The following is a 13376-nucleotide window of genomic DNA, read 5'->3' on the forward strand; positions in this document are numbered from 1 at the left end:
TCCGTTTTGATGGGGTAACTATATAAAACCTCACTTTTAATCATCATTCTTTCTCTCACTCATTTTCTGTCAGATTCTTTTAAGGAGAGTCAGTTAAAATACACGAGAGTTCGGCAGGCCTACAAGGATAAAGAAAACAGTATGCTTACACTTCTTGAAAGTAAAACATTGGATAAGAATTCATTGAAAATTTATATTCGAGCTTTTAAAAAAGAAGGTCTCATTGAATTGTGGGGGAAGGATAAGCATCAATCAAAATACACTTTAATAAAGTCTTATGACGTATGTAGTTCTTCGGGAGAAATAGGCCCCAAACGTCAGCAAGGTGATTTACAAGTGCCTGAAGGATATTATCATATTGATCGTTTTAATCCCAACAGCAATTTTTATTTATCATTAGGCATTAATTATCCCAATAGATCAGATGAGATCCTAGGTGTAAAAAATAGACTTGGAGGTGATATTTTTATTCACGGAAATTGTGTGACAATCGGATGCTTACCCATAACGGATGATCAAATTAAAGAATTATATATCTTTTGTATTGAAGCTAAAAATAGTGGGCAATCAACCATTCCTGTTACAATCTTCCCAACAAAGCTTACTGATGAAAATTATAAACAATTGATGGATCAATATAAAGGGAGTAGTGATAAAGTTGGATTGTGGGAAGACCTCAAAAAAGGGTATGATATTTTTAATAAATCGAAATCTCTACCTTCGATTGCATTTTTAAGCTCTGGAAGGCATAAAGTATATGAATAAACTACCCTTGATATCGGTTTTCATTATTATCATCTTTTCATGCTCTAATAAGCAAAAAATTCTAAATCATTTCTTAGAGATAAAACAGTTGAATACTCTTTTACTTACCCATCAAGAGCAATTGTTAGACACGCTAAGTCTTGAACTTCTTTCGGAACGTGTAGAGAACAGCAGGAATCTTATTCAAAATTTGAGCTCAAATGTAAATCTTACTGATATTGAATATTACCAAAATATTCAGACTCAGAAAGAGATTCAAGGGAGAGGCTTAGTATATTATTTTGGAGATAAAAATTCTCAAAGAGAAAGCTACTCTATTTTGATTTTTGGTGAGGATAAAGAGACATTAAGTGTTCTCCAATGTTATGAACAATTTCGTAATTGCGGTAAAAAAGAACAGATAAATGATAATTGGCTATTTGTTTTAATAGAGCCTGATTGCATGGACTAAAATCGAATTGGATTTTCTAGAAATGATGTAAATTCTGTCTTTGAGAATAAGATTTTAATCTTTAATTTGCTTCTCGAAAAAGCATTCAGACTCTCTTTTACAAAAGCAAATAACAATTTGTAGTACTGATTGTGTAACTGGAGAAAAAGGCTGAAATTTTTTCAGGTAAGTGCTAAGTCAAAAAATGAATTAGCATTCAATAAATTTGTCATAGTACTCAAGTATTAAATATTAATACTCTTTTAAATCAAACAAGCTATTTTAAATAACGGGCATGACCAACTTCGCTCTATCTACAATCTTCGCTTTATTCATCTAAATCTATGTTATAAATCAAGTGTAAGTTATAATCTTAAAAGTGAGATTGTAAGATACTAAAACTTGAAAATTCATAATGGAGTAGTGTGCACTCTAAAATGTTTCAAGTTTAAAGGCGTAAAACAGCCCCCCTTAATCCTTAAAAATGAAAAGTTTACTTTTAACAATTACTCTTATTTTAACAGCATTGACGTTTAGTCATGCGCAACGCATTGAAGCCGAGAAAAAATTTGGCGGTTACAAATTCACTCAAAATGGCGAATACGTTACAATGAAGGCACTTGTGCAAACAATGGAGTCCAATAAAGAAGCCTACACACTCATGAAGCAAGCAAGGTCAAATAATATTCTAGCAGGAATCCTTGGTGGTGCTGGTGGATTTATGGTAGGTTGGACCTTAGGCGGTGCCGTAGGTGGAGGAGAACCTACTTGGGCATTAGCTGGAGTGGGTGCTGGTCTTATTGTGACCTCTATTCCTATAGCAACAAGTGCCGGTAAAAAAGCAAAAAAAGCTGTGGACTTGTACAACGCTGATTTTGACTCTGCTCCAAGGCTTGAAAAAACGTCTCAATACAAGTTCAAACCTGAGTTTGAAATTAAGTCAAAAGGAACTGGTATTGCATTGTCAATGGCATTCTAATTGATATTGAAAGGTCAAGGCTTAGTTTTAATCAGTACAAATTAAGCCTTGATGTTATAATATGTGTTGAGAAATTAGACAGAAGAACCTAAATTTTATAACTTTTCAAAAGTTTCTATTTAAAGCAAAACAAGCAAATTATTGTGTCATAAAGCTTCATTCCTTTCGGGAATTATGTAAGCTTTGACTGATTTTAAAAACTCATTAAAGTGAAATTAAATATTGTAACATATAGAAGAAGTAGATGGATCAATTTCTTATTCATCTCATTTATAGCATTATTTATTGTGGGTATTTTGATTGCATTATTTGTTTTCAAAATCGATTTAATGGACGAGTTCTTTTCAGAAGATAAAGTGTTTTTTTCCTTTACATTTATCTATTTCATTTTTTTAAATATTCTGAGAGTTCTAAATACAAAAAAGGTTTTCTTCTTGGGGAAAGTGATGATAACCAAAGACCATATTTCAATTCAATATCTAGATAAAGAGTATCACTTTAATTTATACGAACTGGAAAGTTTCAAAATAATAATCTTGGGTCATTTCGGACAGACAGAATTCGGTGGAGATAAGCCAGTAGCAGGTGAATTGGGAAGTTCTGCAAGCCATCAATTTAGAGGATGTGAAAACACCATACGAATTAAAACACTTGAGGGAGATAGATTGAAATATAATTTTTATTTATCGAATGCAAAAGAGTCTGAAGTATTAAAAGAACAGATGCAAGAGATGGAAAGAATTCCCCAATTTAAAAGTCGTGTGATTAGATAATCAGTTATAAATTACATCTATTTCTTATCCAATAAAATAAACTCCATATCGTAAGTTTTTCGGTCCCAACCTGTCACTTTGAATAATGCTAAAAAATCATGCTCTTTGGAAAGTTGGTGACGTTCGTAAAATGCTGTTACAGAATCGGAGTTTGTAAAATAATTCAGTGTACTGATAACTCCACAGTCTTGATCCGAAAGGAAAAATCGTAATTCATTACCCGCAGGCATTTCTATTTTTGCCACTACCGTATAGTCAATTATTTTACCCTCTTTGGTGACATAATCATTGTATAATACATCTTCATTTGTAATAAGATCCCTTCTGTTCAAGCGTTGACTTTTAAAAGAATATTGGGGGAAGTTTTCCTTCAGAATCTTTTTTAAGACACCCATTGATTTTGATTGTCCAAAATAGACAAGGTTCTTATTTTCAATCTGACTGATACTCCATTCTGAAACTTGAATAATATCAAAAGGGTATTCATATTGACTCCAAAATTGAGTGATTGTTTTGCTGCAATAGGGGGCACCCCAGTTAAAATAGTGATGACGACTAGCTTGAAAGTCAGTCATAGCATCTTTGTCAGGATTTTGCTCAATAAAAGTTTGAAGATCTTCTTCGGAATTAATTTCGTAATCCCGGACAATTCCCTTTCTTCCTGTTTGAATGGGTCCTTCAATCGTAAAATAATCCCCAAAAATGACGGTTGTGGGTAGCTCATTTTGCATTAATGTAATCCAGAAATCACTTGCTTTTTCTTGAAGACCAATTAAAAGAATAATACCGAATAGGAATATGCCTCCTGCACTAAGTAACACCTTATTTTTTGATGATTTTTCTGTTTTAGGTTTTTGATAGCTTTCAAATTTTACGCGGTACTGTCCTTTGGTGATATTAAAGATAATTTCATCAGGTGAAGCGGCACTGCTGTAATACTCTTCCAGCTTTTTACGCAAATGATAAATGTAAACCCTTACCTTATTATCAGATTTTATGGGATCATAGTTTACTCCAAAAAATTCAGTACCTATTGTCACCTCCTTGATGTCATCTCCATTCAAAGTTGACTCCACCAAAAACTTTAAAAGTCTTAAGTTAATTTTTGATCTAGAAAATGCTTTGTTTGCCTCCAGTTTATCAAGTTGGGTTAGTATCTCTTCCCTCGTAAATTCCTCTTTTTTCAATTTCATTTGCTTGTATTTGACCTCGAAAATAAAGAACTATTTCTAATTCACCAAATTAAGCTCTTGTACATTTTATTATACCTAAACATTGTTAAAATAATGATAGTCAATTATTTACGTTTAATTTTAAACGGTTAAAAAACGTAATTCTTGCTCTAAATATTGTTCGTGTATACCATCCTAACATAATTTTGGTCATAAGCTTTCATGATTGACGGGACAATTTTTTTGATGTAAAAAAGGTAATAAATATGGCAAAAATACTAAATACATTCATTGGTGTAATGTTACTAATGATGTTAAGTATCGATTCTACAGGGCAAACTACTTTCCAATTATTTGAAGGTGGAAAAGTGGCAGAGATTTATGTAGCAGAAAATGAAGCACCTCAAATACTTCGAGCAGTAAAAGACTTACAAAATGATGTCGAAATGGTAACGGGTCTCCAACCAAAAGTCATTCATTCCTTAAAGAATGCAGGAGATCAAGTGATTATTATAGGGACGTTACAGGATACAAACCTTCAACTATTACAAAAGAAAAAACAACTTCAAGAAGCTTCCAAAATGAAGCAAATGAGAGAGTCATTTCTCTTAAAAACTCTCATATTTCCAAAAGGTAAAAAGAATGCTTTCGTAGTGATGGGTAGTGATGCTTTGGGTACTGTATATGGTATTTATGAATTATCAGAACGTATTGGTGTTTCCCCACTTTATTGGTGGTGTGATGTGACTCCAAATAAGAAAGAGAAAGTCATTTTCAAAGATGTATTGGTATTACCTCGTGAGCCTTCTGTAAAGTTTAGAGGTATTTTTATAAATGATGAGGAAGCACTTACACAATGGAGTGAAAATACATCAAAAGATAAGCTTCATGGCAATCCAAGTCCGGAGGTATACCAAAGAGTTTTTGAACTTTTATTACGTTTAAAAGCCAATACGATATGGCCGGGAATGATGAAAAGGAGTAGTTACTTTTTTGAAGCCAAAGATAAAAATGGTCAACCTATCAATCCCATGAATGCGAAAGAATATGGTATTTACGTTGGAACATCCCATTGTGAAAACATGGCGAGGAACAATTATGATGAGTGGCAGGATTGGGCAGAAGCTCACGCAAATAAGTATGATGCCAAGGGAGTTCCTGTTTGGGATTATACTGTCAATCCAAAAACAATTGAGGCTTATTGGCAAGAGCGTTTAGAGGAATCTAAGGAGTACAATATGATTTACACTTTGGGTATTAGAGGTGTGCATGACTCTCCTTTTTTATATGAAAATCTTGAAAATCCCACTTTAGAAAATAAAGTAAAGTTATTGCAAACGGTCATCAACCGTCAACGTCAAATGATCAAGGAGACTTTCGGGGCAGAAGATGCAGTACCCCAAGTTTTTGTGCCTTATGAAGAAACTGGAGAATTATATAATGGAGAAAGTCGTGACGGGAAAGAGAAATGCGAAGGGGTGAAAATTCCAGAGGATGTGATGATGGTTTGGACAGAAGACAACTTTGGATATGCTCGACAATTGCCAAGACCGCATGAACAACAAAGAAAAGGCGGAAATGGTATCTATTATCATATCGCTTACCAAGGCTACCCAACGACCTATGATTGGTTGTACACTACTTCACTTCCATTGATGCAAGAAGAACTACGAAAAGTATACGATGCGAATGCAAGAGCATTCTGGATTGTAAATGTAGGTGACATCAAACCTGCTGAAATAGGAGCACAATTTTTTATGGAATTGGCCTATGATATTGAATCGTATCCTAAAAACACCACAAAATCATTTCTCCAAAAAACTGCGCAACAACAATTTGGGATGGACAAAAAGGAAGCAGGAGAAGTTGCAGATCTAATTACTGATTTTCATAATCTATGTCGATCAAAAAGACCAGAAGCAATGACACCTTTTTGGGATTGGACTTATAACAACAATTGGGTATATCAATATTACAGTGCTTTTGATTTTGGAGACGAGGCTCAGCGACAAATTCATTGGGCAGGGGAATTGGAAAAGAAAGCAAAATCAATTTATGATCGTTTAGATGAAAAAGATAAAGCTCCTTTTTGGCACTTGGCGTATTATCCTATACGATCGACCCATTTAATGCTACAAAAAATTGAATATTATCGAAAAAATATTGCTTATGCCAAGCAAGGACGATTTGGAAGTGTCAATGCTTACAAATTCCTTTCGGAACAGGCAGAAGCCAATATACAAGCAGATTTAAAGTATTATAATGAGCAACTGAAAGAAGGGAAATGGAATGGAATAATGGATCCTTATGCACTGTACAACTTTAAGGAAAGGGTTTTTGATGTGGCTAATATTCCAAATAATTTGGTTTATGATGAGCGATTTCTTGAGGAAGCCAAAACAGGAATCGGTGCAGTTTGTGAAGGCCAAGTGACGGGAACAGAAGATGTAGAATTAAGGTTTTCATCCTTCGAAAAAAATCAACGCTTTATTGATGTATTTAATAAAGGTTTTATACCGATGAATTGGGAAATCCAAAGTGATGTGGATTGGATTAAACTGACCAAGAGTTCAGGCACATTAGAGGTGGAAGAACGTATTTTTGTCAGTATCGATTGGAACAATTTAGCCTCAGGAGCTCATCATGCTCAGTTGAGAGTAATAGGAAAGGATGGAGAGGTTACTTCATTTCCTATCAAAGCCACTAAGTATGACTTTAAGTTAAGGGAAAATACCTATGTTGAAGGGAATGGTTTTATGGCTATTGAAGCTGAAAATTATACAACCTTAAAAAATGGAAATGGGACATGGGAGAAGTATCAAGACTTTGGTTTTTCAGGTTCTTCTATGTTTGTAAAAGGAGGTGAAAAAGTCACTGATGATATAAAGGATAAAGCCGCCCGATTGGAATATTCTGTCTACTTTTCGAGTACTGGAACTTTCTATGGACAATTATACCGTATTCCAACGCTTAATGAAGGAAAGGACAAGACATGTGAAATAGCCATCGGTTTGGACGATAACGAACCTCAGATCTTAAATGGAATAAGACACAAAGGGCAAAAGATTAGTATAACTATGTCAGATGGTACAAAAGAGACATTGACATGGCATAGAAATGTACTTTTGCAAATGGAGAAGATGCCTTTTAAAATAAAAGTGGATCAGCCTGGCTACCATACCATAAAAGTATATCAAGTAGATAATGGAATTGGGATTGACCGTATAGTAATTTGTACAGATCAACAAGCTGAAATGATTCAAAAAAGATCATTGATAGGTAGTTCTGAAAGCTATAACAGTAGTTTGGATTACAATACAAAGAATTTAGTTTCAACACCTAAAATAGCACCTCAATATGCACAGGTATTGCCTTATCCTAAACCAGATCCATTGACAGAGATTAGTGTGAATTTTGCAATGTATGCTATGATCGAAGCACATGGTTTCTTCCCTGTCAATCAAAGACATATCTATAATGAAAATACGAATCAGTTAGGGTGGGATGAAAAAGACGCTCAATATGTTGGATTTTCACATAATGAATCCTCTGAACGTATACCGTTTTGGCAAAGAGATGGCTTAAAAGGAAAGAAAGAAGCTAAATTTTATATCAAATTAAAGAAAGGCACTTATGATGTGACATTTTATATGGGAGATGCTCGAATTAAAGAAGAAATGATCTACAATAAGGGTGTTGACTATAAAATGTCCTTTAGTATAAATGACCAACTCTTCATGGATAATGAAGATGTTTATACCGGAAAACAAAAAATAAAGACAGTAGAAGTAGAAGTGAGTGATGAAGAACTACTTACACTAACCCTCTCAGGAAAATGGATGATTAATGCTTTAATTGTTAAACCTAAAAAGGCACATTAATGAGTATTTAATGTTTCGGTAATGTCAATGTTGGTGCTCTTTCTTCGGAAGGTAGCACCAACTTTTTTGTAGGAAACATTTATGCTTCTGGATTAAGAACTAAACCTAATAATTCCGTATAAGAATCGGGTAGGGCGTATTGGATGAAATTGAGCTATAACTTATAATGTGATTGATGAATTGTATTCAAAATAGACTTCTTGTGAAATCGAGTAGTCTATTATTTTTTGATACAAAATCAATATTACTTATTTTCGTCTTAAAAAATATAATGTCATACTTTATAAAGTACGAAAAGGGAAATTTGCTGCTGGTTTTTTACGAAAAAAGAAATTTTCTGTAGAAACTAGTTCAAAATGAAATTCCTAACGATTAATTTTAAGTGCTTCAAACTATTGTAAAACTTCAATAAGCCATAATGCTGAATTATCGAATTAAGAACAATAACAATTCGAGATAATTGGAACATTACTACTAAATTTTTTATTAAAATTAAAGATGAAACAAATACTCTTCCTTCAATTTTTATTGATCATTTTTACTGTTGATCTATTTTCTCAAAATCATCAAAACCAAGAACTATCTACTCAATCCAATGCAGTATATGATACCGTAGATGTTACAAAATGGCATTCTTATAGTATGTCTTTAAATAGGATCTTAAACCAAACTTCAGGAGTGCATATTCGTGAAGATGGTAGCATTGGAGGTGATTTTTCTTACATGCTCAACGGTGTATCAGATAATTCTATAGCATTTTGTATTGATGGTATTCCTACCAATAATATGGGTAGAAGTTTGGCAATAAGTACGCTTAATCCAGCTTTTGTAGAGAAAATTGAAATTTACAAAGGCATTAATCCTGTTGGTTTGGGGACAGATGCTTTAGGCGGAACCATCAATATTATTACAAAAAAGTCTAAGACCTCGTTCATCGATGCATCTTATTCTATGGGTTCTTTTAATACACATCAGGCACATATTCAAGGGCAATGGGTGAATCAAAAAAATGGTCTAACTGCTAAATTGGCTTCTTATTATACGGCCTCAGAAAATAACTATTATATATGGGGTATGGACGATATTGATAGGGATACAGGAAAAATAATAGAAATTACCAAAGGTAATGCTGCTCAGAGGTTTAACAATGATGTGAATATAGCACATGCAAAAGTTGAGGTTGGAGTAACCAATAAAAAGTGGGCAGATGCATTATTTGTAGGTTTAACTACTTCTATGTCTGATAAAGGACTACCAAATGATAATGATATGAGAATGCCATTTGGAAAAGTGAGGAGTGAGAACAAATTTGTAATGCCTTCTCTGGAGTATAAAAAGGAAAATCTCATTGTAGACGGTTTGTCTCTAGATATTTATGCGGCCTATTCGATGAATACGGACGCTTTAATTGATACATCTATGTACCGATACGATTGGTATGGAAATGCTTATGAAACAGACATGATAATACCTGGTGAGTTACCACTTGGATGGTATGAGTTTGAAAATAATACTTTAATTACCCGATTTAATACTCAATATGAGATAAGTGATCATCATTTACTTGAATTAAACTTTATAAGACAAGGAACAAAATCAACACCAAGGCTCATCAAAACAAATGAGACTATTTCAGGAGAACCTACTAATACTGCCGAAACAATTATAGGTTTATCATGGACTAGTAATTGGTTTGATCAACGCCTACAAACCACCACTTTTGGTAAATACTATGGATATACTGCAGATACAAAAACTAGTGCTCCTTATGGCGGAAACCCAGATGAACAAGAAGAAGTAGCTTATGATAATACTTCTTGGGGAGGAGGATTTACAGCTTCATTTAGAGCATTAAAATGGTTGCAAGTTCTTACCTCAATAGAAAAGACAGTGAGGTTGCCGTTAGCTAGTGAAGTATTAGGGAGTGACATTATTTTAATGAGAAACCCTGACTTGAAACCAGAAAATAGTACAAATTTTAATCTTGGTTTAAGCTTTGATAATTTAAGTATCAATGAAGATCATGAATTTGCATTACGTCTAAAGGGTTTTCACCGAAATATAAAAGATCTTATAGATTATAGATCTTATTTTAATGGTGTATTACCTTTTAATAATCGTGCTATGATTGGAAAAGGTTGGGAGCTTGATTTTAATTATAACTTCAAGAAAATGATATCTTTTAATATAAATACTTCTTCCCTAAGTTTGGTTCATAATGAGGAGGATCAGTCATCAAATAGACAAGTATTTGATGAACAACAAATACCAAATATGCCAACCATGATGACAAGTGCAACATTATCTTTTCATCAGGAAAATGTATTTTTAAAAGGAGCTAATTTACAATCCTATGTGCAGTACAAATATGTTAATAGTTATCCTATTACCTATTTTACAGCTATTGGTAGTGACGATGATTTTTGGGTACCAACAAATAATAACTTTAATGTGGGGGTCAGCTATACATTCCCATTTAAGGTAGGTATTGCATTTGATGTGACAAATTTATTAGATGCAGAACATTATGATTATCATAAAATGATGAAGCCTGGTAGAGCGTATTGGATGAAGTTGAGTTATAATTTGTAAACTCCAAAAATCTAGAATGAAATAACGGTTGAATTCCATCCCAATAGAAGAGTAGTAATATCTTGAATATTACTACTTTTTTTTATGGTAGAAAGGGGGAGAATCGTCCTCTTTTTAACGGTATATTTTGAACAACCCCCTGTATACTTTAAATATCTTCCTTTATCACGGTATTCTAAAACCTATTTTTAAACCAAAGTATACACAATAAAAACTGATAAATAAGCATCAGGATTATCAATGACCTGAATGATGAAATGAATGGCAATAGTAGCCGATTTAAATTACTTATAAAGAACTATGAATAAACAAATTTTTACACTCTTCTTGTGGATGTGTTTTAACACACTCTCATTCGCTACTGAAATACATGTGGCAAAAGATGGAAATGATAACAATGATGGAACCTCTTCCAATCCCTATTTAACCATACAGAAGGCAGCGAGCGTTGCGGTTGCTGGTGATGTAATTATCATTCATGAAGGTACGTATCGTGAAACAGTAGTCCCATCAAGAAGCGGAAATGCAGGAAACCCTATTACTTTTAAAGCGGCTGATGATGAGAAAGTAATCGTATCCGCAGTAGAAGAAATTAAAACCTGGACGTTGACAAAGGACAATATCTATAAAGCAAGTATTACAATGCCGTTAGGTATGGAGCACAATGCATTGTTCTATGATGGTAATATGATGGATATCGCTCGTTGGCCTAATAATGTAGATAATGACCCTTACACGCCTGATGCCAAATACATCAAAGGAGGTTCGGGGTCTCATATTGAATATGATGGAGTTCCAAATTTCGATTGGAGCCAAGGTTATATGTGGTATTTAGGGGGACACTCTGGCGCAAGTTGGACTAGAAAAATACAATCCTATTCTAATTCAAAAGTTGAATTTAATGCTGTAAATATTTCTAAGTGGCCTTTTGGAGTTCACAATCCAACCGTTGAGAGAAACGGACATAGAGGTATCTTTTATTTATTCAATAGTTTAGATGCCTTGGATTTTGAAAGAGAGTATTATTATGATGCCTCAAACCAAGAAGTATACTTTAAAGCTCCAAATGGTGAAAACCCTGCCAATGGTCAATGTGAATTTAGAGCACGAGAATACACTTTTCGTTTAACGAAAAATTATATTGTAGTGGATGGAATTGAGACATTTGGAGGAATCTTATTGACAAGTGGAAATAATAATGTAATTAGGAATTCGACGATTCGTCATGGTATTCCAATTTTAGATGAATTAGACAATACAGATGCTCAAATTGGTTCAGGTGCAATTACTGTAGAGGGACAAAATACTTTGATTGAACGAAATCTGATTGAATATGGCACTGCTAATGGTATTTCGATGTTGGCATCTTGGAAAGGTTCAAGAAATACGACAATTAGAAATAACATTGTAAGAAATTTTAATACGATTGGTATTCATTCAGAGCCTATTCGCTCCAATTGTCCTGGAACAATTATCGAAAATAATACAGTGTCAGGTAGTGGTAGAAGTGGAATTTATGTAAGTGGTGGAGATGCAGTTATTGCTTACAATAATGTTTTTGATGTGATGAAGATGAATGCCGATGGTGGCGTTTTTTATACTGTTGGAAATTCAGATTATAAGAACACTGAAATACACCATAACTGGTTTCATAACTCTACTGCAGCACCTCATGCAGGTTATAAAGTGGCTGGCATTTATTTAGACAATCACAGTAAAGGATATAAGGTTTACAACAATGTAGTATACAATGTATCATGGACGGGTATTCAAATCAACTGGGATAACTGGGGTTTGGATATCTACAATAATTCCATCTTAAAAGCTTCTGAAGGAATGGGACGTTGGGAAAATGGTTTCACGCTTGATGATGTTGTAATTATAAATAATTATGCTGACAAGGCTCCATGGTACGGAACAGATGTTCAGCCTGAAAATATTATTGATGCAAATGATCCTTTTGAGGATGCCGCAAATCTTAATTTTGTACCCAAAGAAGGTTCGCCCTTAATCGATGCAGGAAAAGAAATTTCAGGTTTTACTGATGGCTTTCTGGGAGATGCACCAGATATCGGAGCCTATGAGAGAGGTGGCGAAATGTGGGTGCCAGGAGCTGATTGGGTACCTGTTGCAGATATTCCTTCTGAAAATAATATCGAGATTCTAAACCCAAAATCAACACTAGATGTGGGTGCTGCAATTGAAATTAAAATCAACTACTCGTCAACTTCTGACCATGAGTTAGTGGCTAAAGTAGTTTCACCGTCAGGCACAAAAATTACTGAAGGAAGACAAAATGTGACAGCAGGGGAAGGAATAACAACGATTACTCTACTGCAGGTAACGGACTGGGAAGTGGGTGAAGATTATAAAGTAGAAGTGGATCTTAGAATTCCTGATGCAAGCGATGATAACTATTTAGCTTCTGATACTTATTCATTTGAAGTAATAGAAATTATTTCGTCAAATGAAGAGATACAAGCAAATCAAGTAGTGGTATATCCTAATCCTTCTAAAGGTGTTTTTAATATTAAATGGAATAAAGTACCCCTTCAACCAAGAGTGGTAGTTTACAATATGATGGGACAAATTATTTTGGATCAGGAATTTTCTTCTACTTCATTGATTTCTAGCATTGATTTAAGAAGTCAAAGCAATGGAGTATACCTATTAAAATTGATTGGTGAAGGTAAATCAATTACAAAGCAAGTGATTAAAAACTAAGACGTTGAACTTTTAATAGAGAAGAGCAGTATTTCAATTGGTGGCTTTTGAGATACTGCT

General features: G+C 33.9%; 8 protein-coding genes. 7 read left to right on the top strand and 1 reads right to left on the bottom strand.

The genetic code is table 11. The features are described 5' to 3' along the window. Positions 1–141: 141 nt before the first annotated feature. The 4 genes from PL77_RS08370 (at position 142) to PL77_RS08385 (ending at position 2947) form a co-directional block, all read left to right on the top strand. Positions 142–765 carry a murein L,D-transpeptidase family protein gene (locus tag PL77_RS08370; RefSeq protein WP_156152294.1) on the top strand — a complete coding sequence of 208 codons (624 nt, stop codon included), beginning with the start codon at positions 142–144 and terminating at the stop codon, positions 763–765. Further along, positions 758–1216, top strand: a complete 459-nt coding sequence (locus tag PL77_RS08375; RefSeq protein ID WP_044203751.1) for a hypothetical protein — start codon at positions 758–760, stop codon at positions 1214–1216. Before PL77_RS08370 ends, PL77_RS08375 begins: the two co-directional genes overlap by 8 nt. Positions 1217–1679: 463 nt before the next feature. Next, on the top strand, positions 1680–2174 hold the full coding sequence (locus tag PL77_RS08380) for a hypothetical protein (RefSeq protein ID WP_044203753.1): 495 nt from the start codon (positions 1680–1682) through the stop codon (positions 2172–2174). Between the two features lie 209 nt (positions 2175–2383). Next, complete coding sequence (locus PL77_RS08385) at positions 2384–2947, top strand: hypothetical protein (protein ID WP_044203756.1); 564 nt, start codon at positions 2384–2386, stop codon at positions 2945–2947. Between the two features lie 17 nt (positions 2948–2964). On the opposite strand, the gene PL77_RS08390 is transcribed toward PL77_RS08385, so the two are convergent. Then, positions 2965–4140 (bottom strand): helix-turn-helix domain-containing protein, encoded by a 1176-nt coding sequence (locus PL77_RS08390; RefSeq protein WP_044203758.1) that lies wholly within the window; start codon positions 4138–4140, stop codon positions 2965–2967. A 245-nt stretch (positions 4141–4385) separates the two neighbouring features. On the opposite strand from PL77_RS08390, the gene PL77_RS08395 reads away from it, so the two are divergent. The 3 genes from PL77_RS08395 (at position 4386) to PL77_RS08405 (ending at position 13316) form a co-directional block, all read left to right on the top strand. Then, positions 4386–8000, top strand: a complete 3615-nt coding sequence (locus tag PL77_RS08395; RefSeq protein ID WP_044203761.1) for a glycosyl hydrolase 115 family protein — start codon at positions 4386–4388, stop codon at positions 7998–8000. Positions 8001–8498: 498 nt separating this feature from the next. Beyond that, positions 8499–10592, top strand: coding sequence for a TonB-dependent receptor (locus PL77_RS08400; RefSeq protein WP_044203763.1), 2094 nt, complete (start codon positions 8499–8501; stop codon positions 10590–10592). A gap of 300 nt (positions 10593–10892) precedes the next feature. Beyond that, a complete protein-coding gene (locus tag PL77_RS08405) occupies positions 10893–13316 on the top strand; it encodes a right-handed parallel beta-helix repeat-containing protein (protein ID WP_082026453.1) in 2424 nt (807 codons plus the stop codon). The last annotated feature ends 60 nt before the right edge of the window (positions 13317–13376 follow it).

This window comes from Flammeovirga sp. OC4 (assembly GCF_000812565.1).
Taxonomy (GTDB): Bacteria; Bacteroidota; Bacteroidia; order Cytophagales; family Flammeovirgaceae; genus Flammeovirga.